Raw genomic sequence first — 14,459 nt, forward strand, 5'->3', positions numbered from 1 at the left:
TACGCAAATATAAAATAAACAGTCATAAAAATATCATTTACTTTTATTTATGATAGTAATACTATTATTTATAATGTAAATCAATACATTTGTTAATGCTATACTTATAAATATGATAAAGACCAACTCATTAAGAGGCGCAATTAGGAAGCTATTCCAATTAATTAATCTCGAAAAAACGGAGATTAAAAACATCTATATCTATGCGGTTTTAAATGGGGCTATAATTCTATCTCTTCCTTTGGGCATACAAGCAATCATAAACTTGATGTTTGGCGCAACCGTTAGCACATCACTAATTGTGATGATTACTTTGGTTGTACTTGGAGTGTTAATGAACGGTGTTTTTCAGATCAAACAGATGCGTGTGATTGAGAGTTTACAGCAGCGTATTTTTACTCGGTTAACTTTTGGATACGCCTATCGCATACCTAAAATAAACTTACAAAGCATTGATAGATATTACCTTCCAGAATTGGTCAATCGATTTTTTGATACCGCAACTTTGCAAAAAGGCCTTTCTAAGTTACTATTAGATTTACCAACTGCCACTATCCAGGTTCTATTTGGGATTATATTACTAGGGTTTTACCATCCGGTATTTATCTTATTTGGAATACTATTATTGGCTTTAGGAATTGTGATTTTTTATTTAAGTAGCTCCAAAGGCTTTCATTCTAGTTTAGAAGAATCTGATTATAAATATCAGGTAGCTTATTGGCTAGAGGAAATGAGTAGGTGTATTAAAACTTTTAAATTTAACCAGCAAACGGATCTGCACCTAAAAAAAACCAACAGTTTAGTATCAGGATATATTACATCAAGAAATAAACATTTTGCGGTTTTAATATTCCAGTATAGGGTAATTATCGGCTTTAAAGTGATTGTTACGGCAGCAATGCTTGTTCTTGGAGCTTTTTTATTTATAAATCAAATTATCAATTTAGGGCAATTTATAGCAACGGAAATCATCATCATCACTATTATAAATGCTATGGAAAAGCTTATAATTAGTTTAGAAGTTGTATATGATGTTTTAACAGCGCTGGAAAAAATTAATAAAGTATTAGAAAAACCTCAGGATAATGAGGAAGATGCACTTATTGATTTAAATAATTGGGAAAGCACTAAAGGGATTAATGTTGTTGCTAAAAATTTAAGTTTTGGCTTTGAAGGCGAAAACCTAATTTTAAACAATGTTAATTTCTCTATCAATGCTGGTGAAAAGATATGTATTAAAGGTATCCCTGCTTCTGGAAAATCTACTTTAATTAACACTTTAACGGGTATGTGGCCAAATTATAATGGTAAACTAACTATAAACAATATACCACTGCGTAACTTATCCCCAACTGTTTTACATCAGGAAATAGCTTTTTATCTTTCAGAAGATGAGCTATTTTATGGTACCTTATTAGAGAACATAACACTTGGCCAAAAAAATGTAGATTTTAATGAGCTTCAAGAGATTATAGAATTAGTAGGCTTAAGTGAATTTGTATCTAACAAAAGAAAAGGATTAGATATTATTATAGATCCGCAGGGTAAAAAATTATCATACAACATTGCACAAAAAATATTATTAGCAAGATGTTTTTATAAAAAGCCTTCACTTCTTCTTATAGAGGATGGTTGGATGTACATTGATGAAGATTCTAAAAACAGGATTATCAATTATATTACATCAAAAAACAATTTATTTACCCTAATTGCAATTAGTGATGATGAGGATTTTATGGCAAAATGTGATAGAACTTACCTAATTGAAAAAGGCACTATTATTTAAATAGAGATTATGTTTTTACAAAAAAATATAAACACAGATAAAATGATGCAGTTTGATGCTTTTGCAGAAGTAATCAAACAGCGTAAATCAAACAGCTTGGTTAAAATATTTCTTGTTGCAACCGGATTGTGTGTAATTGTGTTGTTGTTGCCATGGACGCAAAACATAAAATCAAAAGGAGTGGTTTCTACTTTAAGCCCAAACCAAAGACCACAACAAATCAATAGTATTATAGCTGGCAGAATAGAAAAATGGTATATCCAGGATGGGCAAAAGGTAAAAAAAGGTGATACTTTATTACAGATTAGTGAGGTAAAAGAAGAATATTTAGATGCTGATTTGCTGAGCAGAGTTAATGATCAGATAGATGCAAAAAGTGATGCAATGAATTTTTACTCTCAAAAGGCAAATACAGCTAAACAACAACAAAATGCATTAAACCAATCATTAACCTTTAAACTAGAGCAAACTAAAAATAAGCTTAAACAATATACCCTACAAGTGCAATCTGACAGTATAAGTTATATAGCAGCAAATAATCAATATAAAATATCTGTAGAGCAGTTAAATAGGCAGGAAAAACTTTTTGAAGCAGGCTTAAAATCATTGACAGATTTTGAACAAAAACAACAATACTTACAAGAAGCTTTAGCGAAAAAAATAAGTACTGAAAACAAATTCTATAATAGTAAAAACGAATTGCTAAACATCAAGTTAGATTTATTAGCATCGCAACAAGAATATTTCGAGAAAATTTCTAAAACAGATGGGGATAGGTTCACGGCATTATCCCAAGTTTCTGCAACGGAAGGTGAGGTTTCTAAACTTAAAAACCAATTTGCTAATTATAAAAAAAGACAAGGTTTTTACATCATAACGGCTCCTCAGGATGGACAAATAATGAGATCTATTAAAGCAGGTATTGGTGAAACTGTTAAAGAGGGAGAACAATTGATGCAAATTGTTCCAGTTATATTTGAACCAGCTGTAGAAATGTTTATTAACCCTTTAGATTTTGCTTTAATTAGTATTGGAGAGAAGGTTCAGATTCAGTTTGATGGTTTCCCTGCAATAGTTTTTTCTGGGTGGCCTGCGGCATCTTATGGAATATTTGAAGGTAAGGTGGCAGCAGTTGATCAATCTATAACTCCAACTGGCCAATTTAGAGTTTGGGTAACACCTTCTAAAACAGCAAAATGGCCTAAGCAAATTAGATTTGGTTCTGGTACACAAAATATAACTTTGTTGAAGGATGTACCTTTAGGCTACGAGTTGTGGCGACAAATAAATGGCTTTCCTCCCGATTTTTATCAAGCTCCAAAAAATAACAAAACAGATAAGGATGAAAAGTAAAATATTTTGCGTCTTTCTTTTCTTGATTTTTGTAAGTATTGCTAATGCTCAAAGTTTACAAGATACTTTGACGTATACCAATTTCTTATCCATTGTAAAACAATTTCATCCTGTAGTACAACAGGCTAATTTATTAAACAATTTAGCCCGAGCCAAAAGAACTAAGGCACTTGGAGGCTTTGATCCAAAATTTGAAGCTGGTTTTGATCAAAAATATTTTGATGGTACAGAATATTATACATTTTTAACACCTCAATTAAAACTGCCTTTATGGTATGGGATAGAATTAAAAGGTTCTTATTCTCAGGCAGAGGGAGCTTACATCAACCCTGAAAATAAAATACCTACAGAAGGTTTAGGTTTTGCAGGCATTAGCTTTGAATTAGGTAAAGGTTTGTTAATGGATGAAAGGAGAGCGGCAATCCAACAAGCGGCTATATTTACTCAATCAACTACAAACGAACAGATAAGGATTTTAAACGATTTATTTTTAGATGCAGGTTCTCAATATATTGACTGGCAAAATAAATATAAGATCATTAAAGTTTACGAGGATGCTTTAGAATTAGCTAAAGTTAGATTTGAGGCTGTTAAGATTGGTTATCAAAATGGCGATAAACCAGCAATTGATACGGTAGAGGCAATCTTAATTGTAAAGCAAAGAGAAACTTCATTACAGCAAGCTAACTTAGAGTGGCAATCAAGCAAATTTATGTTAAGTAATTATTTATGGTTAGCCAATAACCAAGCTGTGGACCCAAATAAGTTGACTATCTTACCACAAGATACGCTTGTTTTTCCTGTCGTGATTAATAATGCAATTGAAAATAACCCAAAATTTTTAAGCTATGATTTTAAATTGAGAGATTTAAATGTAGAGCGCAGACTAAAGGCAGAAGAGCTAAAACCGCAACTTAATTTACAGCTGGGCGTTTTAAACCAAGGGACTTCCTTACTAAGAAATATCAATTCTAATTATTGGCAAAACAACAACAAGGTAAATATTGGTTTTTCATTTCCACTAACTTTTGCGAAAGCAAGAGGAGATTTAGCTGAGACCAAAATAAAGATCAGACAAACAGAACTAGAACGAGATTTTTTTGGAATTGAGTTACAAAATAAGATAAGACAAAATAATTTTGAGATCTTAACACTTCAAAATCAATTAATCATATTAAACCAAACTTATCTATCTTCTTTACAGCTTTTAAGAGGGGAAGAATTGAAATTTAAACTCGGAGAAAGCTCATTGTTTCTCATAAATTCTAGAGAGAGTAAACTAATTGAGGTAAAAGAGAAAACATTAAATACCGAATTGAAATTAGAAAAATCAAAAATCAAGAGTTTATGGCTTTCTGGTACGCTACATCAAAATATTTAATCTTTTTGCTGAAATAAATGCACATCTCTTTGTGGAAATGGAATTGAAATTCCTTCCTTATCAAAAGCCTTTTTAACTTCTTCTATTTTAGATAAATAAACGTCCCAAAAATCAGCATTGCCTACTAATGCCCTACAACGAATATTTACTGAGCTATCTCCTAAACTATCAACATAAATATATGGAGTTTCCCTATCTAAAATACGTTCGTCTGCATATACTACGTCTTTAATAATTTGTTTTGCCTTATCGATATCATCATTATATCCAATCCCAAAAACCCATTGCATTTTACGGGCAGGTTCTGTACTATAGTTGATGATTTTGTTATTATATAGATTACCGTTAGGCAAAATGATGGTTTTGTTATCGTAAGTTTTTAAAATGGTATGAAATATTTGGATTTCAGAAATAGAAGCTATTTCTCCTTGGGCTTCAATTACATCACCAACTTTAAAAGGTTTAAAAACTAAGATAAGAACGCCGCCAGCAAAATTTGATAAACTACCTTGTAAGGCCAATCCAATTGCCAAACCTGCAGCACCTAAAACCGCAATAAAAGAGGTCATTTCTATCCCTAAAGTGGATAAAATACTAAATACCAATAATATTAATAAGCCATTATGAATAAGACTTTTTAAGAAAACCGTTAAAGATGGATCTATGTTTTTCTTAATGAGTAATCTCTCAAATGCCTTAGATAAAAATTTAACAATTTGCCAACCGATAAATGCGACAAGAATTGCTTTTAGTAAAGTAATGCCGAAATCTGCACCTTTAGTTGCTAAAAATACTTTTGCTTGTTCTATATAATCCATACTTGTATTTCTCTGATTTTGGATAGATGATACGAAAAATCATTTGGAAATTAAAATCCATTTAAATAAAGTGCTTTAAACACCAGAAATGGCATCTAAAATAACTTTACAAGAAAATTCTATTTCTTCATTTGTGATGATGAGCGGAGGTGCAATACGCATCGCGGTATCACAATGTAAAAACCAATCTATGATCACACCATTTTCTACACATTTTTTACTGATTGCCTCTACCTGTTTAAAAGAATCTAACTGAATGCAAAGCATTAAACCCATTCCTCTTACTTCTTTTATTTTTGGATGAATTAATAGAGACCTAAAGAGTTTTTCTTTTTCAGGGACATCTGCAAATAAATTTTCTCTAATTATCGTATTTAAAGTGGCTAAACCAGCAGCACAACTTACCGGATGTCCGCCAAAAGTAGTAATATGACCTAAAATTGGATTGTCTTTTAAAACATCCATTATTTTTTTTGAGGAGATAAAAGCACCAATTGGCATTCCACCGCCCATTCCTTTGGCTAATAATAAAATATCAGGAATAACGCCAAAATTTTCAAAAGCAAACATTTTTCCGGTTCTTCCAAAGCCAGTTTGAATCTCATCAAAAATTAGAAGTGTTCCGGTTTCATTACATTTTTTTCGGAGTGCTTGTAGATATTCTTTATCAGGAACTCTTATGCCGGCTTCACCTTGTATGGTTTCTAAAATTACCGCAGCAGTTTGATTAGTTATAATTTCTAAATCTGCATAAGTATTGATATCAGTAAAACTAATATCTGGCAGCAACGGACGATAACCTTGTTTATATTCTTCGTTTCCCATAACGCTTAAAGCGCCATGCGTACTGCCATGGTAGGAGTGGTGGAAAGCAACTATATGAGAACGATTGGTATATTTCTTAGCTAATTTTAATGCTCCTTCTGTGGCTTCTGCGCCAGAATTTGTAAAATAAACTGACGATAAATTTTGGGGTAAAACCGAGGCTAGCTTTTGCGCAAATAAAACTTGCGGAGCTTGTACATACTCTCCATAAACAGTCACATGCAAATATTTATCAACTTGATCTTTTATAGCTTTAACCACATTTGGATTTCTATGACCCAAATTACTAACTGCAAAACCAGAAACTAAATCCAAATATTTTTTTCCTGATGGATCATATAAATAACAACCTTCAGCTTTTTCAATTTCTAAAAGTCGTGGAAAATCTGAAGTTTGAGCAGTATTTAAAAGGAATAATTGTTTGTGACTTAACATTATGACAAAGATAATTTAATTTAGAATAAGGGATTATAGAGTTTTATTTTTGTTGCGTAAGAAATAAAATGTAATTTTAATTATGGCAGCAAAACTAGTAGATGAGGATAACGTTCCTTTTGAGGAAATTCTTAAGGCCGTATCGGAAAATTCTGAAAAGGTTTTGAGAGTCTTAGACGCCATGAATTTAGGAAGATCAATAGTTAAGCCTGATGGTGTTTATAGAATTTTCGCTGATGGAACTGAAAAAAAAGTAGCCTCTGGGGATTTTCCTGATAAAAAGTTAAAAAAGTTAACTTTTCAATTATAGTGGCAAAACCAAAACTTAGGATTTTCGCAGGTCCAAATGGTTCTGGAAAATCAACTTTGTTTGATGCTATAAAAGATGTTTATTTCTCCACACAAATTTTCATAAATGCAGACTTATTAGAATCTCAATTCAAAAAAAATAATTTTATTGATTTATCCGATTATAACCTAATAGTTTCAAATGAGGATTTTGTTTCTTTTGTTATTAATCACGGGATTTACGAAAAAGCTGGATTTGATCTGTCTTCATGGAACTTAAAAGTTAATAAAAACGTGATTGTCAAAATTGATAATCAGAACCCTATCATTTATAATTCTTATCATTTCGCAATAATCTCTGATTTTCTAAGGATAAGTTTAATCAATCAAAAAATATCTTTTTCTTTTGAAACTGTTTTTTCACATCCTTCTAAATTAAATTTGATAAGGATGGCAAAGGATAATGGCTATAAAATTTATATATATTTTATTGGTACTAACTCTCCTATAATTAATCAAGAAAGAATTGATGACCGTGTGAAAAAAGGAGGACATCCTGTTTCTAGGACAAAAATATCGGATAGATATTTTAGAACAATGGATTTACTTTATGAAATGATTATGATTGCTGATGAAGCTTACTTATGGGATAATTCTAAATTAGAACATAAATATATTGGTTCAAAAATTAATACTAGCATCAATTTCATAGATGATATAATTCCGATTTGGATAGACAAATATTTAGTTAAGAAACTCTAATTCATTTTTCCTAATACCTTTTAAATAATTCCTTCTTATTTTTCAATAAATTTGTTCCCACTTGAAAGATATACTTTTAATCACTCCGCCTTTTACGCAATTAAATACGCCTTATCCTGCAACGGCTTATTTAAAAGGTTTTTTAAATACAAAAAACATCAGTTCTTTTCAGATGGATTTAGGAATGGAAGTGATATTAGAAATTTTTTCTAAGCAAGGATTGGTTAATGTGTTTGATTTTGCTGCGAATAAAAATCAAATCATAACTGATAATGCCAAGCGTATCTATGCTTTAAAAGAAGATTATCTCCAAAATATTGATCAAGTTATTTCATTTTTACAGGGAAAAAACCAAACGTTTGCAAGACAAATTTGCATAGATGATTTTTTACCTCAAGCTTCTCGTTTCCAATCTTTGGATGATCTAGAATGGGCTTTTGGTAATATGGGAATTCAGGATAAAGCGAAATATTTAGCTACTTTATTTTTAGAAGATATTTCTGATTTTATCATAGAATGTGTAGACTCAAATTTTGGCTTTAGCCGATATGCTGAACGTTTAGGCAGAAGCGCCAATGCATTTGATGAGTTATATTATGCGCTTTCTGATGATTTAAGCTATATCGATAAAATTACTTTAGAACTTTTGGATCAAACAATACAAAAAGTAAATCCAAAGTTGATTTGTTTTTCCGTCCCGTTTCCTGGCAATTTATATAGCTCTTTTAGGTGCGCTCAACTCATCAAAAATAAATTTCCGGGTATAAAAACTGCAATGGGCGGTGGTTTTCCAAATACCGAATTAAGGAGTTTGAAAGATAAAAGAGTTTTCGAGTTTTTTGATTATATCACTTTGGATGATGGAGAACTGCCAATTGAGTTGTTGTATACAAATATTACAACATCAAACGAAGAATATAAACTATATAAAAGAACTTTTTTGTTAGATAAGGGAAACGTTTTTTACAATAACCTATCGTTAAGAAAAGACTATCAACAAAAGGATTTAGGAACGCCAGATTATTCTGATTTACAACTAGCCAATTACATTTCAGTCATTGAAATTGCAAATCCAATGCATAGTTTATGGAGCGACGGACGTTGGAATAAACTTACCATGGCGCATGGTTGCTATTGGGGGAAATGTACCTTTTGCGATGTTTCTTTAGATTACATAAAATTGTATGAGCCTGTTGCAGCGAGTTTGCTGGTAGATAGGATGGAAGAAATAATTGCTCAAACTCATGAAAACGGATTTCATTTTGTAGATGAAGCAGCTCCACCTGCTTTAATGAAAGCTTTAGCCATAGAAATCATCAAAAGAAAAGTAAAAGTTACATGGTGGACAAACATTCGCTTTGAAAAAAGTTTCACAAAAGATCTTTGCATTTTATTAAAAAATTCTGGTTGTATTGCAGTTTCTGGAGGCTTAGAAGTTGCATCTGATAGATTATTAGCATTGATACAAAAAGGAGTAACCGTAGAGCAGGTCGCAAAAGTGACCAACCACTTTACTGAAACTGGGATTATGGTACATGCTTATTTGATGTATGGTTATCCTACCCAAACCATTCAAGAAACTGTTGATAGCCTAGAAATGGTGCGCCAAATGTTTGAGTTGGGGATATTGCAATCCGGATTTTGGCATCAATTTGCATTAACGGCTCATAGTCCAGTTGGCTTAAGTCCAGCGGAATATGGAATTATACCTGAACAAAAATCTATTTCTTTTGCCCATAATGATATTCAGTTTAAAGATAAAACGGGTATAGATCATGATAAATTTAGTTTCGGTTTAAAAAAATCATTGTTTAATTATATGCATGGGATATGTTTTGATTTCCCGTTACAAGAATGGTTCGATTTCAAAATCCCTAAAACTACTGTTAAGCCAGACTTTATAAAAAAAGCTTTAGAATTTGATGTTACTTTTTCCGAGAAAGGAACTACAAGAATAATTTGGTTAGGCAATAAACCAACGTCAAATGTGTTTACAAAATCTAAAAAAGGAAACTCCTGGGAAATGATGCAATTGGTTTTTCAGGATAGAAAAAATAGTTTCGAAATTTCTTTAGATAAGGATAATGGAAATTGGTTATTAAAAACGTTGGATAAAATTAATATCCATCAAAAAGAAACGCTATTATTTAATCAGCTTAAAGCCGATTACGAAACAACAAATGAAAATTTCGAGCTTTTTTGGTATTCTAAACCTATGAAAACTTTAAAAGAAAATGGATTGCTGGTTTTGTAATTAAAAAAATTTAAGAAATTCCCATTCTATTCGAATCAAATTTTAAAAGCGTAAAAAGTAAAATCGTGAAGCTTAAAAGCGATGATCCGCCATAGCTTAAAAATGGAAGAGGAATCCCGATAACCGGCATTATCCCAATTGTCATAGCTATATTAACAAAAAAATGGCAAAAAATTATACAAGCAACGGCATAACCATAAACTCTCCCTAAAGATGATCTTTGCCTTTCGGCGAGATGGATAATTCGTAATAAAAGGAATACATAAAGACCAATTACCACAAAACTTCCAATAAAACCCCATTCCTCACCAACGGTACAAAAAATAAAATCAGTGCTTTGTTCTGGTACAAAATTAAATTTTGTTTGTGTTCCCTGTAAATATCCTTTACCAATTAAACCACCAGATCCGATTGCAATTTTAGATTGATTTACGTTATAACCAACTCCTCTAAGATCATTTACCTTTCCTAAAATTAAATCTATTCTAACTTTTTGATGGGGTTTTAAAATGCTTGTGTATACAAAATCAACACTAAAAATAAAGAGGACCGAGAGTATAAGACCGGAGACAAAAACAGTAATTAAATTTCTATGCTTTCTGAATTGATAAATTAGAAATGCAACTATTAAAACTAAACCAATAATGATGTAAAGCTTTGGATACAGCAATGTAAGTACAAATAATAAAACCATTAAAGCACCTCCAATTAAAAAATATGGAGATAAACCTTCACGATAGAGAACTAAAATGAGAGATATAAAGACCAATGCAGAGCCTGCATCTGGCTGCAAAACAATAAGCAAAACAGGAAGACCCAAAATTCCTAATGTGGGTAATAATGTTTTTGTGTCAGATAATTTTGTATTCATTACCCCTAAATGTCTGGCCAATAGTAAACTTGTTGCCCATTTTGCAAATTCTGAAGGTTGTAATCTAAAATTACCTATCGGGATCCAAGCTTGATTTCCTCCAACGTTTCTTCCCACAACCAATACTATTATCAATAATAAAATGGTTATACCATAAAATATTGGGGCTAATGTTAAAAAGAATTTAGCATCTAACAATAAAACAATAATGGCGACAATTATTGCAACTATAATGTAAATGAGTTGCTTGCCAGAATTACTAGAAATATTAATAAGTGCTTCATCCTCATTATATACTGCAGCATGGATATTAAACCAACCAATAGCTACTAAACATAGGTATAAGAAAATGGTTATATAATCTACATTAAAGAAAAAACTTCTGTTTTGGTTGTTCATTCTTTAGTTAATTTTTGGTTTAATAAGGGGTACGGCATTAACTCTTTTCACCTCGCTTGCAGCAGTACTATCTTTTTTATTGGATGGTTTAAAATATAATTTCTTTTGTCCAGGTAAAAGGTTAGCGTTTAATAATCTATCAGTATAATATTTTGGTCTGCTAATAGTGTCTTTCAAATATTTTTCGATCATTAAACTGGCAATTGGTGCACTCCAGGTTGCACCATATCCTGCATTTTCTACTACTACTGCTATAGCAATTTTAGGGTTAATTCTTGGGGCAAAAGCTACAAAAACAGAGTGATTTTCTCCATGAGGATTTTGTACGGTTCCTGTTTTTCCACAAATTTCGATATCGTTAATTTTAGCGTTATATGCGGTTCCATTTGGTGCATTTACCACTCTACTCATTCCTTCTATAACTGCATCAAAATATTTCCCTTGGATGCCAGCATCATTCTTTTTAGTATATTCTTCTTTAATTATTTTTTTATCACCCATAGCTTTAATCAAATGTGGCTTATAATAAAACCCACGATTTGCTAATATTGCCATCACATTTGCCATTTGTAAAGGGGTAATTCCTAATTCTCCTTGTCCTATTGATAAGGACATATTATAGCTAGAAGTCCATTTGTCGTTTCTAAATCTTTTGGTATAATAATCTGCAGTTGGTATTAAACCTGGTCTTTCTGCTGGTAAATCAATATCCAAAACATCTCCAATTCCAAATTTTTTCACCATATTTCTCCACCTTGTATAAGCATTAATAGGTCTCAAACCAGTATGATCAATCATTCTGTTGTAAGTATTCCCATAATAAGTATTGCAAGATTCTTCTATGGATTGCTCTAAATTTATGGTTCCATGGACGTGAGTACAACCCATCCATCCATTTCTGCCATATCTATAGCCACCTGGGCAATTAAAATAAGTTTTCGGATTTATGATTCCCAATTCTTGTGCTACCAAAGCATTGATTACTTTAAATATAGATCCGGGAGGATATTCTGCTTGTATTGGCCTGATAAACATGGGTTTAAAAGGATTATTCAATAATTTCATGTAATTATTTCCCCTTTGGCGGCCAACCATCATGTTGGGATCATAACTTGGACTGCTAATAGACGCTAAAATTTCTCCCGTAGAAGGTTCTATAGCCACTACACTTCCAATTTTATTTATCATTAGGCTTTCGCCGAACAATTGCAGCTCTTTATCTAATGATGATATTAGATTATCTCCAGCAACTGCGGTAGAATCATATTTTCCCTCAAAAAAACTTCCTTGTTCGCGGTTGTGTACATCAACCATAATGTTTTTAACACCTCGTTGTCCTCGCAATAAATCTTCATAAGATTTTTCTATACCTGTTTTACCTATATAATCTCCCTGACCATAAAAATCATCGTATTTTTCAATTTCTTTTTCATTTACCTCACCAATATATCCTAAAAATTGTGCTGCAGTAGAATCTGGATAAAACCTAACCGATCTGTTTTGAACGTAAAAGCCATGATATTCAAATAATTTTTCTTGAAAGGCAGCATAAGTTAAAGCCGATAGCTGTTTTTGAAAAATGGAGGCTTTATATGGAGAATAGTTTTTTGCTTTTTTAAAAGCTTTATCAAAATCTTGCTTAGAAATTTTTATCAAATTACAAAACTCTAAAGTATCCATTTCTTCTACCTGGCCGGGGATAACCATTAGATCGTAAACGGGTTCATTTTGTACCAATACCTTCCCATGTCTATCTAAAATAACACCTCTGGCAGGATAAATAATTAGTTTACGTAATACATTATTATCAGCGGAAAGCTTATAACGATCGTCTACAACTTGGATATAATATAGCCTGCCCAATAATACAAGGGCAACAAAAATGAATATTCCTTGGATGATATACCTGCGCTTAAAAAAACTGTTCATTTACGCTCCTTTTTTCTAAAGAATATTAATTCGGCAATAAAAATTAAGATCAATGTAAATAATGAACTGATAAATACCCTACTTAGTGTATTAATTATTTCTGAAAATTTAAAAACCTCAAAAGTTAAAAGAAAGAAATGATGTATTAACGTGAGAATAAGGGCATAAAAGAAAAACCATCTAAAACCCATAATTGCTAAAGTTGGTTCTGGGTCACTATCATAGTTATCTTCTTGTACCGTTACTCTAATAATTACTGTCCTAAAAAAAGCTAAAATAACACAGGCAGTTGCATGTAAACCTAAGGTATCACTAAATAAATCAACAGAAATTCCTATTAGGAAGGCAAGTGTAAAGAGTAACCAATTTGGTGTTTCAAAAGGTAATAAAAGAACGAATAAAATATAAAGATATGGTACGTTAAGACCATAAATTACCATGTTTTTTAATAGAAATACTTGTAGTGCTACAAGTAATATAAAACGAAGAGCATTAGTTAATATCTTAATCATTTACACTCTCCTTATTTGCATCTTCTAAGGTTTCTTGTTCTGTTTGATAATTATTTTTAATTACATAAACATATTCAATGGCGTAAAAATTAGTAGAAAGTTTAACTGAAATATCTAAAAAACTTCCTCCACCCTTTACACCGGCTTTATCTACTATTCCTATTAAAACACCTTTAGGGAAAATAACTCCTAATCCAGATGTTACTACCCTAGCTTTTGGCTTTAAATTAAGTTGATTGGGAATATCTGTTAAAGTAACATAATTTGGGTCTTTACCCTCCCAAATTAAAGGTCCAAAATAAGGAGAACCTTCAATAGATGATGTAATACGGGTGTCTTCATGAAGTATGGATTGAATAGAGGAAAAATTTTTTGTAACATTCCAAACAATACCCACTATCCCGTTTGGACCAATTACGCCCATTCCTTTTTTAATACCAGCCTTGCTTCCTCTATTGATCGTTAAATAATTGTTTCTTGAGGTGATGCTTTTATTAACTACTTCAGATAAAATATATTCGTATTTTACTTTATTAATTGTATCAGTTACTATTTTAGTAACAATGCTATCGTTTAAAAAAGAAGATTTAAGCTGATTGTGCAGAGAAATATTTTCTTTCGCCAAGCTATCATTAACTAAATTAAGGTTTAGATACTTATTTACGATATTTACTTTCTGATAAATACCTCCAATTATTTCATTAGAGCTATTATAAACACTCGCCTTTTGAAAATCATTATTTTTTATTAATAAGGTAATGGAAATCACCAGATAGATAATTAAAAAAAAGAATGCATTAAACCTGCTTATGAACCTCCAAAGATTTATCATCCCTTATATGAAAA

General features: G+C 31.5%; 12 protein-coding genes. 6 read left to right on the forward strand and 6 right to left on the reverse strand.

Annotation, left to right across the window (positions count from 1 at the left end):
* The first annotated feature begins 112 nt into the window (after positions 1–112).
* Genes A5893_RS02035 through A5893_RS02045 form a run of 3 tightly spaced genes read left to right on the forward strand, consistent with a single transcriptional unit; the run spans position 113 to position 4,520 of the window.
* Entirely contained in the window at positions 113–1,786 is a 1,674-nt protein-coding gene (locus A5893_RS02035) for a peptidase domain-containing ABC transporter (protein ID WP_068820872.1), read from the forward strand.
* Between the two features lie 9 nt (positions 1,787–1,795).
* On the forward strand, positions 1,796–3,139 hold the full coding sequence (locus A5893_RS02040; RefSeq protein ID WP_068820873.1) for an HlyD family secretion protein: 1,344 nt from the start codon (positions 1,796–1,798) through the stop codon (positions 3,137–3,139).
* Positions 3,129–4,520 (forward strand): TolC family protein, encoded by a 1,392-nt coding sequence (locus A5893_RS02045; protein ID WP_068820874.1) that lies wholly within the window; start codon positions 3,129–3,131, stop codon positions 4,518–4,520. Before A5893_RS02040 ends, A5893_RS02045 begins: the two co-directional genes overlap by 11 nt.
* Here the strand turns inward: A5893_RS02045 and A5893_RS02050 are convergent.
* Both A5893_RS02050 and A5893_RS02055 read right to left on the reverse strand, forming a co-directional pair.
* The gene (locus A5893_RS02050; protein ID WP_094336694.1) at positions 4,517–5,338 is read right to left on the reverse strand and encodes a mechanosensitive ion channel family protein; all 822 of its coding nucleotides are present in this window, start codon (positions 5,336–5,338) and stop codon (positions 4,517–4,519) included. The genes A5893_RS02045 and A5893_RS02050 overlap by 4 nt on opposite strands.
* A 75-nt stretch (positions 5,339–5,413) precedes the next feature.
* Positions 5,414–6,598 carry an aspartate aminotransferase family protein gene (locus A5893_RS02055; RefSeq protein WP_068820876.1) on the reverse strand — a complete coding sequence of 395 codons (1,185 nt, stop codon included), beginning with the start codon at positions 6,596–6,598 and terminating at the stop codon, positions 5,414–5,416.
* Positions 6,599–6,680: 82 nt separating this feature from the next.
* Here A5893_RS02055 and A5893_RS02060 point away from each other — a divergent pair, with 82 nt between their 5' ends.
* From A5893_RS02060 to A5893_RS02070, 3 genes are all read left to right on the forward strand, one after another.
* On the forward strand, positions 6,681–6,908 hold the full coding sequence (locus tag A5893_RS02060) for a hypothetical protein (protein WP_068820877.1): 228 nt from the start codon (positions 6,681–6,683) through the stop codon (positions 6,906–6,908).
* Complete coding sequence (locus A5893_RS02065; RefSeq protein ID WP_082911275.1) at positions 6,908–7,648, forward strand: AAA family ATPase; 741 nt, start codon at positions 6,908–6,910, stop codon at positions 7,646–7,648. The genes A5893_RS02060 and A5893_RS02065 overlap by 1 nt, the downstream gene beginning before the upstream one ends.
* 61 nt (positions 7,649–7,709) lie before the next feature.
* Positions 7,710–9,902 (forward strand): B12-binding domain-containing radical SAM protein, encoded by a 2,193-nt coding sequence (locus A5893_RS02070; RefSeq protein ID WP_068820878.1) that lies wholly within the window; start codon positions 7,710–7,712, stop codon positions 9,900–9,902.
* 10 nt (positions 9,903–9,912) lie between these two features.
* On the opposite strand, the gene rodA is transcribed toward A5893_RS02070, so the two are convergent.
* From rodA to mreC, 4 genes are read right to left on the reverse strand one after another with little or no spacing between them, the layout of a single operon-like run.
* A complete protein-coding gene (rodA, locus tag A5893_RS02075) occupies positions 9,913–11,172 on the reverse strand; it encodes a rod shape-determining protein RodA (protein WP_068820879.1) in 1,260 nt (419 codons plus the stop codon).
* Positions 11,173–11,175: 3 nt separating this feature from the next.
* Positions 11,176–13,101 carry a penicillin-binding protein 2 gene (gene mrdA, locus A5893_RS02080; protein WP_068820880.1) on the reverse strand — a complete coding sequence of 642 codons (1,926 nt, stop codon included), beginning with the start codon at positions 13,099–13,101 and terminating at the stop codon, positions 11,176–11,178.
* Positions 13,098–13,613, reverse strand: a complete 516-nt coding sequence (mreD, locus tag A5893_RS02085) for a rod shape-determining protein MreD (RefSeq protein ID WP_068820881.1) — start codon at positions 13,611–13,613, stop codon at positions 13,098–13,100. The genes mrdA and mreD overlap by 4 nt, the downstream gene beginning before the upstream one ends.
* Complete coding sequence (mreC, locus tag A5893_RS02090) at positions 13,606–14,445, reverse strand: rod shape-determining protein MreC (RefSeq protein ID WP_068820882.1); 840 nt, start codon at positions 14,443–14,445, stop codon at positions 13,606–13,608. The genes mreD and mreC overlap by 8 nt, the downstream gene beginning before the upstream one ends.
* Positions 14,446–14,459: the final 14 nt, after the last annotated feature.

This window comes from Pedobacter psychrophilus, from assembly GCF_001652725.1.
Taxonomy (GTDB): domain Bacteria; phylum Bacteroidota; class Bacteroidia; order Sphingobacteriales; family Sphingobacteriaceae; genus Pseudopedobacter; species Pseudopedobacter psychrophilus.

What these genes read in the sequence shown, in the direction of transcription:
- A5893_RS02035 (WP_068820872.1), top strand. Translation starts at nt 113, where the DNA reads ATGATAAAGACCAACTCATTAAGAGGCGCAATTAGGAAGCTATTCCAA.
- A5893_RS02040 (WP_068820873.1), top strand. Translation starts at nt 1,796, where the DNA reads ATGTTTTTACAAAAAAATATAAACACAGATAAAATGATGCAGTTTGAT.
- A5893_RS02045 (WP_068820874.1), top strand. Translation starts at nt 3,129, where the DNA reads ATGAAAAGTAAAATATTTTGCGTCTTTCTTTTCTTGATTTTTGTAAGT.
- A5893_RS02050 (WP_094336694.1), bottom strand. Translation starts at nt 5,338, where the DNA reads ATGGATTATATAGAACAAGCAAAAGTATTTTTAGCAACTAAAGGTGCA.
- A5893_RS02055 (WP_068820876.1), bottom strand. Translation starts at nt 6,598, where the DNA reads ATGTTAAGTCACAAACAATTATTCCTTTTAAATACTGCTCAAACTTCA.
- A5893_RS02060 (WP_068820877.1), top strand. Translation starts at nt 6,681, where the DNA reads ATGGCAGCAAAACTAGTAGATGAGGATAACGTTCCTTTTGAGGAAATT.
- rodA (WP_068820879.1), bottom strand. Translation starts at nt 11,172, where the DNA reads ATGAACAACCAAAACAGAAGTTTTTTCTTTAATGTAGATTATATAACC.
- mrdA (WP_068820880.1), bottom strand. Translation starts at nt 13,101, where the DNA reads ATGAACAGTTTTTTTAAGCGCAGGTATATCATCCAAGGAATATTCATT.
- mreD (WP_068820881.1), bottom strand. Translation starts at nt 13,613, where the DNA reads ATGATTAAGATATTAACTAATGCTCTTCGTTTTATATTACTTGTAGCA.
- mreC (WP_068820882.1), bottom strand. Translation starts at nt 14,445, where the DNA reads ATGATAAATCTTTGGAGGTTCATAAGCAGGTTTAATGCATTCTTTTTT.